Genomic DNA, 18,433 nt, shown 5'->3' on the forward strand with positions numbered 1-18,433 from the left:
TCAGCGACGTCTTGCCATGGTCGACGTGACCAATCGTGCCAATGTTCACATGAGGCTTAGTGCGCTCGAATTTACCTTTTGCCATGTGATCTCTCCATTCCTGCCAGCCCGTGCGGGCCTTGAATTAAGTTACTGGTGCAACTCGTTTCGAGTTACGCGTATTTCTTCTGGACTTCCTGGGCGACCGCGGTCGGGACCGGCTCGTAATGGTCGAACTGCATCGTGTAGGCCGCGCGGCCTTGGCTCATCGAGCGAAGGTTGTCCACGTATTTGAACATGTTGGCGAGCGGCACCATCGCGTTGATGACCACCGCGACGCCGCGGGCCTCCTGGCCCTGGATCTGGCCACGACGGCCGTTCAGGTCGCCGATAACGCTGCCGACGTAATCTTCCGGCGTCACCACCTCGACCTTCATGATCGGCTCGAGCAACTGCACGCCAAGCTTGGGCGCTGCTTCACGGAAGCAGGCGCGGCCGGCGATTTCGAAGGCCAGAACCGACGAGTCCACGTCGTGGTAGGCGCCATCGATCAGCGTCGCCTTGACGCCGATCATCGGGAAGCCGGCGAACGGGCCCGAGGTCATGACGCTGTTGATGCCCTTTTCGACACCGGGGATGTATTCCTTCGGCACAGCGCCGCCGACAATCTTGGTTTCGAACTCGAATTCGCTGCTTTCCGGATTCGGCTCGAACAGGATCTTGACGCGGGCGAACTGGCCGGTACCGCCGGTCTGCTTCTTGTGCGTGTAGTCCTGCTCGTGCTTGCGGGTGATCGTCTCGCGGTAGGCCACCTGCGGTGCGCCGACATTGGCCTCGACCTTGAACTCGCGGCGCATGCGGTCGACGATGATGTCGAGGTGAAGTTCGCCCATGCCGGAGATGATGGTCTGGCCGCTTTCCTCGTCGGTCTTGACGCGGAAGGACGGATCCTCGGCGGCCAGGCGGTGAAGGGCGAGGCCCATCTTTTCCTGGTCGTTCTTGGTCTTCGGCTCGATGGCGATCTGGATGACCGGATCGGGGAATTCCATGCGCTCGAGGATGACCGGATGCAGCGGATCACTGAGCGTGTCGCCGGTGGTGGTGTCCTTGAGACCAGCGAGGGCGACGATGTCGCCGGCAAATGCCTCTTCGACGTCGGCGCGCGAATTCGCATGCATCTGCAACATGCGGCCGATGCGCTCTTTCTTGCCCTTCACGGTGTTGTCGACCGAGATGCCCTTGGTGAGCTTGCCCGAATAGATGCGGGCAAAGGTGAGTGAACCGACGAACGGGTCGTTCATGATCTTGAAGGCGAGCATCGACAGCGGCTCGTTGTCGTCGGCATGACGCTCGATCTCGGCGTCGGTCTTGGCGTCGACGCCCTTGATGGCAGGGACATCGGCCGGCGACGGCAGATATTCGACGACGGCGTCGAGCAGCGGCTGCACGCCCTTGTTCTTGAAGGCCGAGCCGCAGAACATCGGATAGAACTTCACCGCGATCGTGCCCTTGCGGATGAGTGCACGGATCTCGTCGTTGCTCGGCATCTTGCCTTCGAGGTAATTCTCGAGCGCCGTTTCGTCCATTTCGACGGCGGCCTCAATCATCTTCTCGCGGTATTCTTCGGCACGAGCCTTGAGGTCGGCAGGGATCTCGACGATGTCCCAGGCAGCGCCCAGCGTCTCGTCGCGCCAGACCAGCGCGTTCATCTCGACGAGATCGACGACACCCTTGAACTCGGTCTCGGCGCCGATCGGCAACTGCATGACGACGGCATGCGCACCGAGGCGCGAACCGATCATCTCGACCGAGCGGTAAAAGTCGGCGCCGATCTTGTCCATCTTGTTGCAGAAGATCATGCGCGGCACGCGATACTTGTCGGCCTGGCGCCAGACGGTCTCCGTCTGCGGCTCGACACCGGCATTGGCATCGAGCAGCGCGATGGCGCCGTCGAGCACGCGCAGCGAACGCTCGACCTCGATGGTGAAGTCGACATGGCCGGGGGTGTCGATGATGTTGAAGCGATACATCTTGCCGTCGCGACCCTTCCAGAAGGTCGTGGTGGCGGCCGACGTGATGGTGATGCCGCGCTCCTGCTCCTGCTCCATCCAATCCATGGTCGCAGCCCCGTCGTGGACTTCGCCGATCTTGTGCGACTTGCCCGTGTAATAGAGGACGCGCTCGGTGGTCGTCGTCTTGCCGGCGTCGATATGCGCCATGATACCGAAATTGCGGTAGTCTTCGATTTTATATTCGCGGGCCATGGGAGGTGCCTCTTCAGTCTCGTTCGCGCTTTACCAGCGGTAGTGCGCGAAAGCGCGGTTGGCTTCTGCCATCTTGTGGGTGTCTTCACGCTTCTTGACGGCGGTGCCGCGGTTGTTGGCCGCGTCCATCAGCTCGCCGGAGAGGCGATCGACCATGGTGGTCTCGTTGCGGTTGCGGGCGGCGGCGATCAGCCAGCGGATGGCCAATGCCTGACGGCGCTCGGGTCGCACGTCGACCGGAACCTGGTATGTGGCGCCGCCGACGCGGCGCGAACGCACTTCCACATGTGGCGCGACATTGTCGAGCGCCTGATGGAAGACGGTGACCGGCTCCTGCTTGGTCTTGGACTGGACCTGGTCGAGCGCGCCGTAGACGATGGTCTCGGCAACCGACTTCTTGCCATCATACATGACGGCATTCATGAACTTGGTGACGATCAGGTCGCCGAACTTCGGGTCCGGATTGATCTCACGCTTTTCTGCACTGTGACGACGGGACATTTTTTCTCTGCCTCAATTCTACGCGGTGGCCTGGATCCCGGATCGTCGCTTGACGCCGTCCGGAACGACCTTGGCTACGCTTCGGTCACTTCGGACGCTTGGCGCCGTATTTCGAACGGCGCTGCTTGCGGTTCTTCACGCCTTGCGTGTCGAGCACGCCGCGGATGATGTGGTAACGGACGCCCGGAAGATCCTTGACGCGGCCGCCGCGGATCATCACCACCGAGTGTTCCTGAAGGTTGTGGCCTTCGCCGGGGATGTAACCGATCACTTCAAAACCATTGGTCAGGCGGATCTTGGCCACCTTGCGCAGCGCGGAGTTCGGCTTCTTCGGCGTCGTCGTGTAGACGCGCGTGCAGACGCCCCGCTTCTGCGGGTTCTGCTGCATGGCCGGGACCTTGTTGCGCTTCACCGGCGCAATGCGCGGCTTGCGGATCAGCTGGTTGACGGTAGGCATTAAACCCTCTTGTCTCTCAATTCCGTGTCTTGCCCGGTCAGGGCCGCTCAAAGCGTCATTTCCATACGCAAATTCGGGCCACAAACCGCGCCTCGCGGTCTTGCCCGAACAAATGGCAGAGGAAGCGGAAGCCGCTTCATGCACGCCGGAAATGTCTTTTCGCTCGTAAAACGAACCCTGTTTGAGGCAAACTCCAAAGCGTGTCGCTTCGGAAGCGAGAGCCTCACATCGGTTCTGACTGGGCGGCTTCTACTCGTGTGGCCACTGTCCGTCAACCCCGGAGCGGCAAATATTGCGCTGAACCCGAGGTTTGGCAGCCATGCGAAAAACGCATGTAATTTTCTTGCGCCGTTTTTCAAGAGGAAGGCAGAAAGTGACCGGCTTGCGGCTGTTTCCACGCCGTGCTTCGTGCGAAAAGGCGGCATGAACAGCCCAAAACCCCTCGCCCGGAGGTACGAACCCGTGAATGACAATGAGGAGCGCCCGGTCACCATTATTACCGGCCGGGTGTGGAAGCGCAAAGGCGGCAAGCCGGAAGGCGTGCATGTGATGCTGGTCGCCCCGGACGACGATTCGGCGGTGCGCCGCGCTCTCGAATCACTTGCCGCGGAAGGTTACGCCGAGGCCGAGCTCGACCAGATCGGTGACCTGGACGGCGTGCCCGACGAGGAGCCGCATCTGTCCGCCTATCAGGGCGCGCTCGAAGGCGAAGTGTCGATCGTGACCTTCGATGTGCCGATCTGAAGAGATCTGAATCCCGGTCGATCTCACGGCCGGCGACAAAAGCCCGGCGACTTGCCCGACACAAGTTCTCTGCTAAGAAGCGACCTCTGGTAAAACCAAGCACACTCAACCTGCGGAGCTCCCATGTCCTCTAGTCCCATCAAGCTCGGCATCGTCGGCGTGGGAAAGATCGTCCGCGACCAGCACCTGCCGGCCTTGGCGAAGGACCAGGATTATCGCCTGGTCGCCGCAGCGAGCCGCCACGGCAAAGTCGAAGACATCCCGAATTTCCCGACGATCGAGGCGATGCTCGACGCGGTGCCGGAGCTCGAGGCGGTGTCGCTGTGCATGCCGCCGCAGTTCCGTTATGACGCCGCACGCACGGCGCTGGTGGCGAAAAAGCATGTCTTCCTGGAAAAGCCGCCGGGCGCGACCGTCAGCGAGGTCGAGGACCTGAAGGCGCTGGCGGCAGCGAACGGCGTCTCGCTGTTCGCCAGTTGGCATTCACGCTATGCGCCGGCTGTCGAGGCGGCTCGCGCTTTCCTCGGTTCAACCAAAATCAGATCGGCCGCCATCATCTGGAAGGAAGATGTCCGCCGCTGGCATCCGAACCAGGAGTGGATCTGGGCACCGGGCGGCTTCGGCGTCTTCGATCCCGGCATCAACGCACTGTCGATCGCCACCCACATCCTGCCGCCAATGTTCATCAGTTCGGCAGAGCTCGATTTCCCCGAAAACCGCGCGGCTCCAATCGCCGCCCATATCGCCTTCCGCACTTCGAACGGTCTGCCGGTGACGATGGAACTCGACTGGCGCCAGACCGGCCCGCAGAGCTGGGACATTCTGGCCGACACCGAGGCCGGATCGATGGCGCTTTCTGGCGGCGGCTCGAAGCTCGCTGTCGATGGCCGCGTCGTTCACGAGGAGCCGGAAGCGGAATACCCGATGCTCTACAAGCGATTCGCCGAGATCGTGCGCGCCGGCACCTCCGACGTCGACCTCGCGCCCCTGCAGCACGTCGCCGACGCCTTCATGCTGGGCAGGCGCAATGTGGTGGAAGCGTTTTTCGATTGATCAGCGGGCGTCGGCCGGATCGCATGTCCGGCCACTCACCGCGCAAATTCAATTGACGATCGCTATGGCAAAGCCGTCATAGCCCTTGGCGCCAACAGTCTGGATCGCGGTGCCTTCCAGACGCTTGTCGCCGCCGATGAACGAAAACGCCGCGCGTGCCCCTTCGACATTGGCGTCACGACCATCTTCATTCACCACCGCGCCGTCACGGATGACATTGTCGCAGACGATGACGGTCCCCGGCCTCGAAAGACGCATGGCCCAGGACAGATAGTGCGGGTTGTTCGGCTTGTCGGCGTCGATGAAGATGAAGTCGAACGGCCCGGCATTCTCGGCGCCTAACGCCGCAAGCGATTGAAGCGCCGGTCCGACCCGCAGTTCTACCCGGTCCGACACCCCTGCGCGTTCAAAGTTCGACCGCGCGACACTGGCGTGGTGCGGATCAAGCTCGAGCGTCACGACCTTGCCGTCCACGGGCAACGCTCGCGCCATCCAGATTGTCGAATAGCCGCCCAACGTGCCGATTTCGAGTACCTTCTTAGCTCCCTGCATTCGCGCAAGAAGTGACAGCAGCTTGCCCTGTGCCGGCGAAACATCGATCGCCGGCAGGCCGTGGTCATGGTTAGCCGCCAGAACGGCATCGAGGGCGGGATCCGCATCGAAAAGAGCCTCGACAATGTAGTCGTCGACAGAAGCCCAGGTCTTCATGCTCATCGTTTTCTTCTCCGATCCGATTAGAGAACCAAAATGCGAAAAGGGGCCACTTGGGCCCCTTTTCTATCTTCTCTTTCTTGCGCGCTTACTGCGCGGCGGAAGCCATGTCGGTCAGCATCGGCTCGGCGACCTCGACGCCAGACGCCTTGCGGCGCTCGTCGATGATCAGCTCGTCGCGCGAGGTGGCGATGCGCCGGATCTGGCTCATCGTGCCGCCGGTGCCGGCCGGGATCAGCCGGCCGACGATGACGTTTTCCTTCAGGCCCTGCAGCATGTCGGTCTTGCCGGCAACCGCAGCTTCGGTCAGCACCCTCGTCGTCTCCTGGAAGGAGGCGGCCGAGATGAAGGACGGCGTCTGCAGCGAGGCCTTGGTGATGCCGAGCAGCACCGGCTGGCCTTCTGCCGGCTTCTTGCCTTCCTCGACCAGGCGCTCGTTGACCTCTTCCAGTTCGATCACGTCGACGTGGTCGCCCGGAATGTAGGTCGAATCGCCCTGCGTGGTGATCTCGACTTTCTGCAGCATCTGGCGAACGATCACCTCTATGTGCTTGTCGTTGATCGACACGCCCTGCAGTCGGTAGACTTCCTGGATCTCGTTGACGAGGTAGGAGGCAAGCGCCTCCACGCCCTTGATCGCCAGGATGTCGTGCGGCGCCGGATTGCCGTCGAGGATGTAGTCGCCCTTCTCGATGACGTCGCCGTCCTGGAGATGGAACGGCTTGCCCTTCGGGATCAGGTATTCGACCGGCTCAAGCGTCGAGTCATGCGGTTCGATGATGATACGGCGCTTGTTCTTGTAGTCGCGGCCGAAGCGGATCGTGCCATCGATCTCAGCGATGATGGCGTGATCCTTCGGACGGCGTGCCTCGAACAGCTCGGCAACACGCGGCAGACCGCCGGTGATGTCCTTGGTCTTGGCGCTCTCCATCGGAATACGCGCCAGCACGTCGCCGGGGCGAACCTGTGCGCCCGGCTCGACCGAAAGAATGGCCTCGACCGAGAGCAGGAAGCGGGCGTCGCCACCCTTCGACAGCTTGCCGACCTTACCCTTGGCATCCAGGACGGCGATCGCCGGCTTGAGGTCGTTGCCGCGTGGCGTCGAACGCCAGTCGATGACCTCGCGCTTGGTGATGCCGGTCGATTCGTCGGCGGTTTCCTGAACGGAAATGCCGTCGACCAGATCCTCGAACGCGACCTTGCCCTCGATTTCGGTGAGGACCGGGCGGGTATAAGGATCCCACTCGGCGATACGCTGGCCGCGCTTCACCTTGTCGCCATCGTCGACGAAGATGCGCGAACCGTAGGTGACGCGGTGCGTGGCGCGTTCCTTGCCGGCCTCGTCGAGGATCAGCACCGCCATATTGCGGCCCATGACCATCAGCTGGCCGTCGGAGTTGCGCACCACGTTGCGGTTGCGGATCTCGACCTTGCCCTCGTACGAGGCTTCAAGGAACGAGGAATCCACCACCTGCGCCGTGCCGCCCATGTGGAAGGTACGCATGGTGAGCTGGGTGCCCGGCTCGCCGATCGACTGCGCCGCGATGACGCCGACAGCCTCGCCCTGGTTAACGGGAGTGCCGCGGGCCAGATCGCGTCCGTAGCAGACCGCGCAGACGCCGACCCTGACCTCGCAGGTCAGCGCCGAACGGATGCGGACCGACTGCACGCCGGCCTTTTCGATCAGTTCCACGTCACGCTCGTCCATCAGCGTTCCGGCCTTGACCAGAACCTCGCCGGTGACCGGGTGGGTGATGTCGTCGAGCGAGGTGCGGCCGAGAACGCGCTGGCCAACCGAGGCGACGACCTGACCGGCATCGACGATCGGCTGCATAGTGAGGCCCTTGTCGGTGCCGCAGTCGAGCGAGTTGACGATGCAGTCCTGCGCCACGTCAACGAGACGACGCGTCAGATAACCCGAGTTCGCCGTCTTCAAGGCGGTGTCGGCCAGACCCTTGCGGGCGCCGTGGGTCGAGTTGAAGTACTCGAGCACGGTGAGGCCTTCCTTGAAGTTCGAGATGATCGGCGTCTCGATGATTTCACCGCTAGGCTTGGCCATCAGGCCGCGCATGCCGGCAAGCTGGCGCATCTGGGTGGGCGAACCGCGCGCACCGGAGTGCGACATCATGTAGATCGAGTTCATCGGCTTCTGACGGCCGTTGTCCTCGAACTCGACAGCCTTGATGCGGGCCATCATTTCGTCGGCGACCTTTTCCGAGCACTTGGCCCAGGCGTCGACGACCTTGTTGTACTTCTCGCCCTGGGTGATCAGGCCGTCATTGTACTGCTGCTCGTACTCCTTGGCCAAAGCCTCGGTGTCGGACACCAGCTTGATCTTGGCGTCCGGAATCAGCATGTCGTCCTTGCCGAACGAAATGCCGGCACGGCAGGCGTGGCTGAAGCCGAGAGCCATGATGCGATCGCAGAAAATGACCGTCTCCTTCTGACCGCAATGGCGGTAGACGGTGTCGATCATCTTGGAGATGTTCTTCTTGGTCATCTCCTGGTTGGCGGTCTCGTACGGCACATTGTGGTTCTTCGGCAGAAGTTCGCCGATGATCATGCGGCCAGGCGTAGTGTCGTAGATCTTCGACACGACCTTGCCGTCGGCGTCGACCGTACGGAAGCGCCCCTTGATCTTGGCATGCAGTGTCACCGCCTTGGTCTCGAGCGCGTGCTGGAGTTCGCCCATGTCGGCAAACACCATGCCCTCGCCCGGCTCGTTCTGGTTGACGATCGAGAGATAGTAGAGACCGAGAACCATGTCCTGCGACGGCACGATGATCGGCGCACCGGAAGCCGGGTGCAGGATGTTGTTGGTCGACATCATCAGCACGCGGGCTTCGAGCTGCGCTTCCAGCGACAGCGGCACGTGGACCGCCATCTGGTCGCCGTCGAAGTCGGCGTTGAAGGCCGTGCAGACCAGCGGGTGAAGCTGGATCGCCTTGCCTTCGATCAGGATCGGCTCGAACGCCTGGATGCCGAGGCGGTGCAGCGTCGGCGCGCGGTTCAACAGCACCGGATGCTCGCGGATGACCTCGTCGAGGATATCCCAGACCTCCGGACGCTCCTTCTCGACCAACTTCTTCGCCTGCTTGACGGTCGAGGAGTAACCCTTGGCGTCGAGACGGGCGTAGATGAAGGGCTTGAACAGTTCGAGCGCCATCTTCTTTGGCAGGCCGCACTGGTGCAGCTTGAGCTCGGGACCGGTGACGATGACCGAACGGCCGGAATAGTCGACGCGCTTGCCGAGCAGGTTCTGGCGGAACCGGCCCTGCTTGCCCTTCAGCATGTCGGACAGCGACTTCAGCGGACGCTTGTTGGCGCCGGTGATGACGCGGCCGCGACGGCCGTTGTCGAACAGTGCATCGACGGCTTCCTGCAGCATGCGCTTTTCATTGCGCACGATGATGCCGGGCGCGCGCAGCTCGATCAGCCGCTTCAGGCGGTTGTTGCGGTTGATGACGCGGCGATAGAGATCGTTCAGATCAGACGTGGCGAAACGGCCGCCGTCCAGCGGGACAAGCGGGCGCAGGTCCGGCGGGATCACCGGAACCACTTTCATGATCATCCATTCCGGACGGTTGCCGGACTCCATGAAGTTCTCGACGACCTTGAGCCGCTTCAGGTACTTCTTCTGCTTGAGCTCGGTGGTGGTCGAAGCCAGTTCCGAGCGCAGATCGCCGGCGATCTTCTCGAGGTCCATGCCGGCCAGCAGGTCGTGGATCGCCTCGGCGCCAATCATGGCGGTGAACGAATCCTCGCCATACTCGTCGACGGCCATCATGTACTCTTCCTCGCTGAGCAGCTGGTGCTCCTTCAGCGCGGTCAAGCCGGGTTCGGTGACGATGTAGTTCTCGAAATAGAGGACGCGCTCGATGTCCTTCAAGGTCATGTCGAGCAGCGTGCCGATGCGCGACGGCAGCGACTTCAGGAACCAGATGTGGGCGACCGGTGCCGCCAGCTCGATATGGCCCATGCGCTCGCGGCGGACGCGCGACAGCGTGACTTCGACGCCGCACTTCTCGCAGATGACGCCCTTGTACTTCATGCGCTTGTACTTGCCGCACAGGCACTCATAGTCCTTGATCGGACCAAAAATGCGTGCGCAGAACAGGCCGTCACGCTCCGGCTTGAAGGTGCGGTAGTTGATGGTCTCCGGCTTCTTGATCTCGCCGAACGACCAGGACAGAATCTTCTCAGGGCTGGCAAGCGAGATCCGGATGGAATCGAACACCTGCGCGGGCGCCTGGGGATTGAAGAGATTCATGACCTCTTGGTTCATGCCGTTCTCCTTTTCGGGGTCCTCGAAAACCCCTTGCATCTAGCGCGGGCCAAACGCCCGCCGACTTGATCGGCCATCGGCCGAAGAAACTCTGTTGTTTGAGCATGATCTTGGCCGAAAACCGGTAACCACTTTTCGGGATCATGCTCGGCGTCCGGTCGCGGGAAGACCGCGGCCGGACGTCTTGCTTATTCGGCCGCGTCGGGCAGCCGGATCGGGTTTTCGTCGAGCTTGGTGTTCTCCAGCTCGACGTTGAGGCCGAGAGACCGCATTTCCTTGACGAGAACGTTGAAGCTCTCGGGGATGCCGGCCTCGAAGGTGTCGTCGCCCCTGACGATCGCCTCGTAGACCTTGGTGCGGCCGGCGACGTCGTCCGACTTCACCGTCAGCATCTCCTGCAGCGTGTAGGCGGCGCCGTATGCTTCGAGCGCCCAGACCTCCATCTCGCCAAAGCGCTGGCCACCGAACTGCGCCTTGCCGCCCAGCGGCTGCTGGGTAACGAGCGAGTACGGCCCGATCGAACGCGCGTGGATCTTGTCGTCCACAAGGTGGTGAAGCTTGAGCATATATATATAGCCCATCGTCACTTTGCGATCGAACGGCTCGCCGGTGCGTCCGTCATAGAGCTGCGACTGACCGCTGGTGTGCAGGCCCGCCTGCTCCAGCATGATGTTGATGTCGGCCTCGTGCGCGCCGTCGAACACCGGTGTCGCGATGGAGACGCCGCGGCGCATCTGCTCGCTGAGGCGAATGATGCTCTCGTCGTCATATTCGCGGATCGGCTCGTTGCGGTCGTTGGCCGGCATGAAGCTCTCGAGCGTCTTGCGCAGCGGCTTGATGTCGCCCGCCGTCTTGTACGCGTCGATCAGATCGCCGATCTTCTTGCCCATTCCGGCGCAAGCCCAGCCCAGATGCGTTTCCAGGATCTGGCCGACATTCATGCGCGACGGCACACCCAGCGGGTTGAGCACGATATCGGCATGCGTGCCGTCCTCGAGGAAAGGCATGTCCTCGACCGGAACGATCCGCGACACGACACCCTTGTTGCCGTGCCGGCCGGCCATCTTGTCGCCGGGCTGCATCTTGCGCTTCACGGCCACGAAGACCTTGACCATCTTCATGACGCCCGGAGGCATTTCGTCGCCGCGCTGCACCTTCTCGACCTTGTCCATGAAGCGCTGCTCGAGCGCCTTCTTGGAATCGTCGTACTGGCCACGCAGGGCTTCCAGCTCGCTCTGGAGCTTTTCGTTCTCCACGGCAAACTGCCACCACTGCGAACGCGGGTACTCGTCCAGCGTGTCCTTCGACAGCTTCGAGCCCTTCTTGAAGCCCTTCGGCCCGGCAATCGCTTCCTTGCCGACAAGAACGTCGGAAAGGCGCGAATAGACGTTGCGGTCGAGGATCGCCTGCTCGTCGTCGCGGTCCTTGGCGAGGCGTTCGATCTCCTCGCGCTCGATCGCCATGGCGCGCTCGTCCTTCTCGACGCCGTGGCGGTTGAAGACACGCACTTCGACGACGGTGCCGAAGGTTCCCGGAGGCATGCGCATCGAGGTGTCGCGCACGTCCGAGGCCTTTTCACCGAAGATGGCGCGCAGCAGCTTTTCTTCCGGCGTCATCGGGCTTTCGCCCTTCGGCGTGATCTTGCCGACCAGGATGTCGCCCGGCTGCACTTCCGCACCGATGTAGACGATGCCGGCCTCATCGAGGTTCTTCAGCGCTTCTTCCGAGACGTTCGGGATATCGCGCGTGATCTCCTCCGGCCCGAGCTTGGTGTCGCGGGCCATGACTTCGAATTCCTCGATGTGGATCGAGGTGAAGACGTCGTCGGCGACGATGCGCTCGGACAGAAGGATGGAATCCTCGTAGTTGTAGCCGTTCCACGGCATGAACGCGACCAGCACGTTGCGGCCGAGGGCCAGATCGCCGAGCTCGGTCGACGGGCCGTCGGCAATGATGTCGCCCTTGTTGACCCGGTCGCCCATGCGCACCAGCGGACGCTGGTTGATGCAGGTGTTCTGGTTCGAACGCTGGAACTTCATCAGCCGGTAGATATCGACGCCGGACTTGCCGGGATCGAGATCTTCCGTGGCGCGGATGACGATACGCGTCGCGTCCACCTGGTCGACGATGCCGCCGCGGCGGGCGCCGATGGCGGCGCCCGAGTCACGGGCGACGATCGGCTCCATGCCAGTGCCGACGAACGGCGCTTCGGCGCGCACCAGCGGCACGGCCTGACGCTGCATATTCGAGCCCATCAGCGCACGGTTGGCGTCGTCGTTCTCGAGGAACGGGATCAGGGCCGCGGCCACCGACACCATCTGCTTCGGCGATACGTCCATCAGATCGACGTTTTCGCGCGGCGCCATCATCACTTCGCCGGCGTTGCGGCAAATGACGAATTCGTCGACGAAATGACCATTCTTGTCGAGCTCGGCATTGGCCTGCGCGACGTGGTGCTTGGCCTCTTCCATAGCCGACAGGTAAACGACCTCATTGGTCAGCTTGCCATTGACGATCTTGCGGTACGGGCTCTCGATGAAGCCGTATTTGTTGACCCGCGCGAAGGTCGCCAGCGAGTTGATCAGGCCGATATTCGGGCCTTCCGGCGTCTCGATCGGGCAGATGCGACCGTAATGCGTCGGATGCACGTCGCGCACTTCGAAACCGGCACGCTCGCGGGTCAGACCGCCCGGTCCAAGCGCCGAAAGACGGCGCTTGTGGGTGATCTCCGACAGCGGGTTGGTCTGATCCATGAACTGCGACAGCTGCGAGGAACCGAAGAACTCGCGCACGGCGGCAGCCGCCGGCTTGGCGTTGATCAGGTCCTGCGGCATCACCGTGTCGATCTCGATCGAGGACATGCGTTCCTTGATCGCGCGCTCCATGCGCAGCAGCCCGACGCGGTACTGGTTCTCCATCAGCTCGCCGACCGAGCGCACGCGGCGATTGCCGAGATTGTCGATGTCGTCGATCTCGCCCTTGCCGTCGCGCAGTTCGACCAGCGTCTTGACCACGGCCAGGATGTCCTCTTTGCGCAGCACGCGCACGGTGTCCTCGGCCTTGAGCTCGAGGCGCATGTTCATCTTGACGCGGCCGACGGCCGACAAGTCGTAGCGCTCGCTGTCGAAGAACAGCGAGTTGAACATGGCTTCGGCGGTCTCGAGCGTCGGCGGCTCGCCCGGGCGCATGACACGATAGATGTCGAACAGCGCGTCCTGGCGGCTCTCGTTCTTGTCGACGTTGAGCGTGTTGCGGATGTAGGCGCCGACGTTGACATGGTCGATGTCGAGAACCTTGATCTCGTCCTCGCCGGTGCCGAGCAGCACTTTCAGCGTCTTTTCGTCGATCTCGTCGCCGGCTTCGAGGAATATCTCACCGGTCGCATAGTTGACGATATCCTCGGCGAGATAGTTGCCGAGCAGATCCTCGTCGGTCGCCTTGATCGCCTTGAGACCCTTTTCGCCAAGCGCCCTGGCCTGGCGGGCAGTGATCTTCTTGCCGGCCTCGACGACGACCTCGCCGGTGTCGGCGTCAACCAGGTCACCAACGGCCTTGAGGCCGCGGAAACGCTCGACGTTGAACGGGATACGCCAATGGTCGCCGGCGCGCTTGTAGGTGATCTTGTTGTAGAAGGTCGACAGGATCTCTTCGCCGTCCATGCCGAGCGCCATCAGCAGCGACGTGACCGGAATCTTGCGGCGGCGGTCGATACGGGCGTGCACGACGTCCTTGCTATCGAACTCGATGTCGAGCCATGAGCCGCGATAGGGAATGACGCGCGCGGCAAACAGAAGCTTGCCGGACGAGTGCGACTTGCCCTTGTCATGGTCGAAGAAGACGCCCGGCGAACGGTGCATCTGCGAGACGATGACGCGCTCGGTGCCGTTGACGATGAAGGTGCCGTTCAAGGTCATGAGCGGCATGTCGCCCATGTAAACGTCCTGCTCCTTGATGTCCTTGATCGACTTCGCGCCGGTATCCTCGTCGATATCGAATACGATGAGGCGCAGCGTCACCTTGAGCGGCGCCGCGTAGGTCAGGTCGCGCTGACGGCATTCGTCAACGTCGAATTTCGGTCCCTCGAACTCGTACTTCACGAATTCCAGCATCGAGGAGCCGGAAAAATCGGAAATCGGGAAGACCGACTTGAAAACTGCCTGCAGCCCCTCGTCAGGACGCCCGCCCTTGGGCTCCTCCACCATCAGGAACTGGTCATAGGATGCCTTCTGAACCTCGATCAGGTTCGGCATCTCCGCAACTTCCGGGATCTTTCCGAAAAACTTGCGTACGCGTCTGCGGCCATTGAAAGTCTGGGTCTGGGCCATCGTCGCTCCTTAGCTCAATTCTCGGGACGAGCCTCGCCGCGGCTCGCCTTGCATCTCGGGCCACCTTGGCGGCCCTGTCTTGTTGCCCGCCGCCTGTCGGCGGCTTCTTGTCTTTTCACCCACCACCAATTGGCGGTGGGCCAGAAACGGGAGAAAACCCGTTTCCTGAAGGCCGGTTTGCGGCCCTCAGGAAAGAGGTTTTCGCACTCTTCGCGCTATGAGCCTCCCCTAGACGTGAAGGGAGTGGCGGACGGCGCGACGCCATCCGCCGGTACTCAACGCTTACTTCAGTTCAACCTTGGCGCCGGCTGCTTCCAGCTGGGCCTTGAACTTGTCCGCGTCGGCCTTGGAAACGCCTTCCTTGACCGGCTTCGGAGCCGCCTCGACCAGGTCCTTGGCTTCCTTGAGGCCAAGACCGGTGATGGCGCGAACTTCCTTGATGACGTTGATCTTCTGAGCGCCTGCCTCGGTGAGGACGACGTCGAATTCCGTCTTTTCCTCGACAGGAGCAGCAGCGGCCGCAGCGCCGCCGGCAGCGGCAACCGCCACCGGAGCAGCGGCGGAAACGCCCCACTTTTCTTCAAGAAGCTTCGACAGCTCGGCCGCCTCGAGGACGGTCAGCTTCGAAAGGTCGTCTACGATCTTTGCCAGATCAGCCATTGCAATGTTCCTTCATAAGGTTCGAACGTGTGTTTGTGATAGCGAGGAACGGCCTCATGCCGCCTCGTCCTTCCGGGCGTAAGCGCCGATGACGCGCGCGACCGAGGCCGCAGGCGCATTGACGATCTGGGCGATCCGGGTTGCCGGCGTGGCGATCATGCCAACCAGCCTGGCGCGCAGCTCATCGAGCGACGGAAGTGTGGCGAGTGCCTTCACACCGTCGGCGTTGAGCGAGGTGGTGCCCATTGCGCCACCGAGAATGACGAGCTTGTCATTTCCCTTGGCGAAATCGGACGCGACCTTCGGCGCCGCAATCGGATCCTCCGAATAGGCGATCAGCGTCTGTCCCTTGAACAGCTCGATGATCGATGCGGAGTCCGTGCCCTGAAGAGCGATTTTGGCGAGACGGTTCTTCGCGACTTTGACGGTGCCACCGGCGGCGCGCATTTTCGACCGAAGGTCGTTCATTTGCGCGACGGTGATACCGGCGTAGTGGGCCACGACGACTGAACCAGCGCTTGAAAACGCATCATTCAGGCCCGTGACGAGTTCGCGTTTTTCCGCTCTGTCCACTGCCTATCTCCAGTTGACCCCTGCCCTCTACGAAGGACAGGCGTCGGGTTGCCTTTTGCCGGCCGGGCCATCCAGTAACGGATCTCCCGAACGACGCTCGAGGATCCTGCCCCCTTTCGCCACACCTGCCGGCAAGCCGGACGGTGCGCAGACAAAAGGCAAACACGGTTCGAACCTTTCATTGGAGCTTTCGCCCCTTTGTCCGGTCTTCACCCGTCTCATGCAGGCCCACATGAATTAAGGCCCACATCACCTAAGGCTTGGGGGCCGCCTGCAATCTCGGACAGGATGTCCGGAAGCCTTTTCGACTTCCGGTACCGGGCCGCCGACAGGTCGGAGGCCCGGAATTCTTTCACGGATCAGCGTTTTAGCGGCCGATCCAATTGTTCGTATCAGGACGCTGCGAGCGTCGAGACATCGAGCTTAAGGCCCGGGCCCATCGTCGAGGTGACCGACACCTTCTTGACGTAGTTACCCTTGGCCCCAGCCGGCTTTGCCCTGGTCACCGCGTCTGCGAAGGCGCGGACGTTTTCTTCCAGCGCCTTGACGTCGAACGACACCTTGCCCACGCCGGCATGAACGATGCCGGCCTTCTCGACGCGGAACTCGACGGCGCCGCCCTTCGATGCCTTGACAGCGGCGGCAACGTCAGTGGTGACGGTGCCGACCTTCGGGTTCGGCATCATGCCGCGCGGACCGAGCACCTTGCCGAGACGGCCGACCAGCGGCATCATGTCCGGCGTGGCGATGCAGCGGTCAAAGTCGATCGTGCCCTTCTGGACGATGTCGACCAAGTCCTCGGCTCCGACGATGTCGGCGCCGGCGGCCTTGGCCTCCTCGGCCTTGTCACCGCGCGCGAACACGGCGACGCGAACGCTGCGGCCGGTGCCGTTCGGCAGATTGACCACGCCGCGGACCATCTGGTCGGCATGGCGGGGATCGACGCCGAGGTTCATCGCGACTTCAACCGTCTCATCGAACTTCACCGAGGAACGATCCTTGAGCAGCTTCAGCGCCTCACCCAAAGCGTAGGCCTTGTTGGGATCGATGCCTTCGCGGGTCTTCGATACACGCTTTGCAATCTTTGCCATGATCTCAGCCCACCACTTCCAGACCCATCGAGCGGGCGGAGCCCTCGACCATGCGCATGGCCGCCTCGACGTCGTTTGCGTTCAGATCCTTCATCTTCTGCTCGGCGATGGCGCGCACCTTGTCGCGGCCGATCGTACCGGCCTTGAGCTTGCCCGGCTCCTTGGAACCCGACTTCAGGTTGGCGGCCTTCTTCAGGAAATAGCTCACCGGCGGCGTCTTCATGACGAAGGTGAACGACTTGTCCTGGTAGTAGGTGATGACGACCGGAACCGGCGAACCCTTTTCCATTTCCTGGGTCTGCGCGTTGAATGCCTTGCAGAACTCCATGATGTTGATGCCACGCTGACCAAGCGCCGGGCCGATCGGGGGCGACGGCGTGGCCGATCCCGCGGAAACCTGGAGCTTGAGCTGGCCTGCAATTTTCTTAGCCATCTCTCTTCCTGCCTTTTCTCATGCCGGTCTTGCCGGCGGTTGCAGTCTGGTGGTGCGGTCCGCGCGGCCGGCTAAAGCCGCATTCGCCTCCCACCCGCTTTTGGCCGCACGATCTCCGCGCCGCCTTCCCTGCCGCCGAAACCGGTGCAGGGATTTCGGATCAGCCCTTCTCGACCTGTCCGAATTCCAGATCGACCGGCACAGCGCGCCCGAAGATCGAAACTTCCACCTTGAGCCGCGCCCGCTCCTCGTCCACTTCCTGGACGAAACCGTTGAAGGACGCGAATGGTCCATCCGAAACGCGGATCGCTTCGCCGATCTCGAACGTCACCGACGGCTTCGGCCGCTCGACGCCCTCCTGAACCTGGTTCAGGATACGCTGGGCCTCGGCTTCGGTGATCGGCACCGGCTTGGAGTCGCCCAGGAAACCGGTAACCTTCGGCGTGTTCTTGACGAGCGAGAACACAGCGTCGGTCAGATTGGCCTTCAGCAGCACATAGCCCGGAAAGAACTTGCGCTCGGCATCGACCTTGCGGCCGCGGCGGATCTCGACGACCTTCTCGGTCGGCACCACGATCTGCTCGATGTCGGCGGACAGGCCCTTCTGCTTGGCCTTGTTCTCGATGTCCTCGGCGACCTTCTTTTCAAAGTTCGAGTAGGCGTGGACGATGTACCACCGCGCGGTCATTTCAAGACTTCTCCGTAATCGCCGGACTTACTGTCCGAGGCCGAGGATTTTTTCGACCGCAAAGCCCATGGCCACGTCTGCGGTAAAGAAAAAGATCATCGCGATGACCGCGAACACAAGGACCATCACCGTCGAGATCATCGTTTCGCGCCGCGACGGCCAAGTGACCTTGGCGGTCTCCGCGCGAACCTGCTGGAGAAAGGTGAAGGGATTTGTGGTTTTCGAAGCCATATGCCGCTCTGTCTGCAAGACCCGTTGGCCGGGTCTCCTGGATGATCCCGCTGGCCGGGACGTGCCGCTTGAGCGTGCGTTCGCGCCGAATCAGCGCGATCATTTCGCCCATGCAAATCAGACGCGTAAAGCCGGCTTCCCAGCTCCACGCGTCGCGTGTCTGTCTCGTCTACATAAAACCGATTCTTGATCCACGCAAGTGGCAAGTGTCCGCTTTATGGCCAAACGCCGCCTCGGAACCATCCAGTCGTCCCGTCCCGGCTATGCGGCCCTTATGCCGCAACTCGACCTATATGGCAAGTCACAAGCCGATTTTCAAAGGCCGCACTGCAAAAGAATCGTTTTAGGCATCCATTGAGCGGCCCGAGACATAGGTGACGATTTGTACCGGACACATAGGTAACACTTTTCGGTTTTTGCCGGGAGGTGTTGATGCCG

14 protein-coding genes and 1 pseudogene are annotated in these 18,433 nt (G+C 62.0%); 2 read left to right on the forward strand and 13 right to left on the reverse strand.

Annotated features, from left to right (window positions below; genetic code table 11):
• From NKJ72_RS30030 to rpsL, 4 genes and pseudogenes are all read right to left on the reverse strand, one after another.
• Positions 1–85: pseudogene (locus tag NKJ72_RS30030) on the reverse strand (GTP-binding protein); the annotation flags it as partial.
• Between the two features lie 67 nt (positions 86–152).
• The gene (gene fusA, locus NKJ72_RS30035; RefSeq protein WP_254817148.1) at positions 153–2,243 is read right to left on the reverse strand and encodes an elongation factor G; all 2,091 of its coding nucleotides are present in this window, start codon (positions 2,241–2,243) and stop codon (positions 153–155) included.
• A gap of 30 nt (positions 2,244–2,273) precedes the next feature.
• Entirely contained in the window at positions 2,274–2,744 is a 471-nt protein-coding gene (rpsG, locus tag NKJ72_RS30040) for a 30S ribosomal protein S7 (RefSeq protein ID WP_008875664.1), read from the reverse strand.
• An 85-nt stretch (positions 2,745–2,829) separates the two neighbouring features.
• Positions 2,830–3,201, reverse strand: a complete 372-nt coding sequence (gene rpsL, locus NKJ72_RS30045) for a 30S ribosomal protein S12 (protein WP_006333356.1) — start codon at positions 3,199–3,201, stop codon at positions 2,830–2,832.
• A 462-nt stretch (positions 3,202–3,663) separates the two neighbouring features.
• Between rpsL and NKJ72_RS30050 the strand changes: the two genes are divergently transcribed.
• Together NKJ72_RS30050 and NKJ72_RS30055 are read left to right on the forward strand one after the other, a co-directional pair.
• Positions 3,664–3,945: a transcriptional regulator gene (locus NKJ72_RS30050; protein WP_254817147.1), complete on the forward strand. Its 282-nt coding sequence runs from the start codon at positions 3,664–3,666 to the stop codon at positions 3,943–3,945.
• Positions 3,946–4,068: 123 nt separating this feature from the next.
• A complete protein-coding gene (locus NKJ72_RS30055) occupies positions 4,069–4,998 on the forward strand; it encodes a Gfo/Idh/MocA family protein (RefSeq protein WP_352480671.1) in 930 nt (309 codons plus the stop codon).
• 48 nt (positions 4,999–5,046) lie between these two features.
• On the opposite strand, the gene NKJ72_RS30060 is transcribed toward NKJ72_RS30055, so the two are convergent.
• The 9 genes from NKJ72_RS30060 to secE form a co-directional block, all read right to left on the reverse strand.
• Positions 5,047–5,712, reverse strand: a complete 666-nt coding sequence (locus NKJ72_RS30060; protein WP_352480673.1) for an O-methyltransferase — start codon at positions 5,710–5,712, stop codon at positions 5,047–5,049.
• Between the two features lie 85 nt (positions 5,713–5,797).
• Entirely contained in the window at positions 5,798–9,994 is a 4,197-nt protein-coding gene (rpoC, locus tag NKJ72_RS30065) for a DNA-directed RNA polymerase subunit beta' (RefSeq protein WP_352480675.1), read from the reverse strand.
• Positions 9,995–10,182: 188 nt separating this feature from the next.
• The gene (rpoB, locus tag NKJ72_RS30070; protein WP_254817143.1) at positions 10,183–14,319 is read right to left on the reverse strand and encodes a DNA-directed RNA polymerase subunit beta; all 4,137 of its coding nucleotides are present in this window, start codon (positions 14,317–14,319) and stop codon (positions 10,183–10,185) included.
• Positions 14,320–14,601: 282 nt separating this feature from the next.
• On the reverse strand, positions 14,602–14,979 hold the full coding sequence (gene rplL / locus NKJ72_RS30075; protein ID WP_140752948.1) for a 50S ribosomal protein L7/L12: 378 nt from the start codon (positions 14,977–14,979) through the stop codon (positions 14,602–14,604).
• 54 nt (positions 14,980–15,033) lie between these two features.
• Positions 15,034–15,552, reverse strand: a complete 519-nt coding sequence (gene rplJ / locus NKJ72_RS30080; RefSeq protein ID WP_008875657.1) for a 50S ribosomal protein L10 — start codon at positions 15,550–15,552, stop codon at positions 15,034–15,036.
• Positions 15,553–15,944: 392 nt separating this feature from the next.
• Positions 15,945–16,643, reverse strand: a complete 699-nt coding sequence (gene rplA / locus NKJ72_RS30085) for a 50S ribosomal protein L1 (RefSeq protein ID WP_254817142.1) — start codon at positions 16,641–16,643, stop codon at positions 15,945–15,947.
• Positions 16,644–16,647: 4 nt separating this feature from the next.
• Entirely contained in the window at positions 16,648–17,076 is a 429-nt protein-coding gene (gene rplK, locus NKJ72_RS30090; RefSeq protein WP_254817141.1) for a 50S ribosomal protein L11, read from the reverse strand.
• A 160-nt stretch (positions 17,077–17,236) separates the two neighbouring features.
• A complete protein-coding gene (nusG, locus tag NKJ72_RS30095; RefSeq protein WP_006333333.1) occupies positions 17,237–17,764 on the reverse strand; it encodes a transcription termination/antitermination protein NusG in 528 nt (175 codons plus the stop codon).
• A gap of 27 nt (positions 17,765–17,791) precedes the next feature.
• The gene (secE, locus tag NKJ72_RS30100; RefSeq protein ID WP_023680439.1) at positions 17,792–17,995 is read right to left on the reverse strand and encodes a preprotein translocase subunit SecE; all 204 of its coding nucleotides are present in this window, start codon (positions 17,993–17,995) and stop codon (positions 17,792–17,794) included.
• Positions 17,996–18,433 lie beyond the last annotated feature (438 nt).

The sequence above is a fragment of the Mesorhizobium sp. M0045 genome (assembly GCF_040323385.1).
In the GTDB taxonomy this organism is placed as follows: domain Bacteria; phylum Pseudomonadota; class Alphaproteobacteria; order Rhizobiales; family Rhizobiaceae; genus Mesorhizobium.

What these genes read in the sequence shown, in the direction of transcription:
- fusA (WP_254817148.1), bottom strand. Translation starts at nt 2,243, where the DNA reads ATGGCCCGCGAATATAAAATCGAAGACTACCGCAATTTCGGTATCATG.
- rplL (WP_140752948.1), bottom strand. Translation starts at nt 14,979, where the DNA reads ATGGCTGATCTGGCAAAGATCGTAGACGACCTTTCGAAGCTGACCGTC.
- NKJ72_RS30055 (WP_352480671.1), top strand. Translation starts at nt 4,069, where the DNA reads ATGTCCTCTAGTCCCATCAAGCTCGGCATCGTCGGCGTGGGAAAGATC.
- secE (WP_023680439.1), bottom strand. Translation starts at nt 17,995, where the DNA reads ATGGCTTCGAAAACCACAAATCCCTTCACCTTTCTCCAGCAGGTTCGC.
- rpoC (WP_352480675.1), bottom strand. Translation starts at nt 9,994, where the DNA reads ATGAACCAAGAGGTCATGAATCTCTTCAATCCCCAGGCGCCCGCGCAG.
- rpsL (WP_006333356.1), bottom strand. Translation starts at nt 3,201, where the DNA reads ATGCCTACCGTCAACCAGCTGATCCGCAAGCCGCGCATTGCGCCGGTG.
- rplA (WP_254817142.1), bottom strand. Translation starts at nt 16,643, where the DNA reads ATGGCAAAGATTGCAAAGCGTGTATCGAAGACCCGCGAAGGCATCGAT.
- rpoB (WP_254817143.1), bottom strand. Translation starts at nt 14,319, where the DNA reads ATGGCCCAGACCCAGACTTTCAATGGCCGCAGACGCGTACGCAAGTTT.
- NKJ72_RS30060 (WP_352480673.1), bottom strand. Translation starts at nt 5,712, where the DNA reads ATGAGCATGAAGACCTGGGCTTCTGTCGACGACTACATTGTCGAGGCT.
- rplK (WP_254817141.1), bottom strand. Translation starts at nt 17,076, where the DNA reads ATGGCTAAGAAAATTGCAGGCCAGCTCAAGCTCCAGGTTTCCGCGGGA.
- rpsG (WP_008875664.1), bottom strand. Translation starts at nt 2,744, where the DNA reads ATGTCCCGTCGTCACAGTGCAGAAAAGCGTGAGATCAATCCGGACCCG.
- nusG (WP_006333333.1), bottom strand. Translation starts at nt 17,764, where the DNA reads ATGACCGCGCGGTGGTACATCGTCCACGCCTACTCGAACTTTGAAAAG.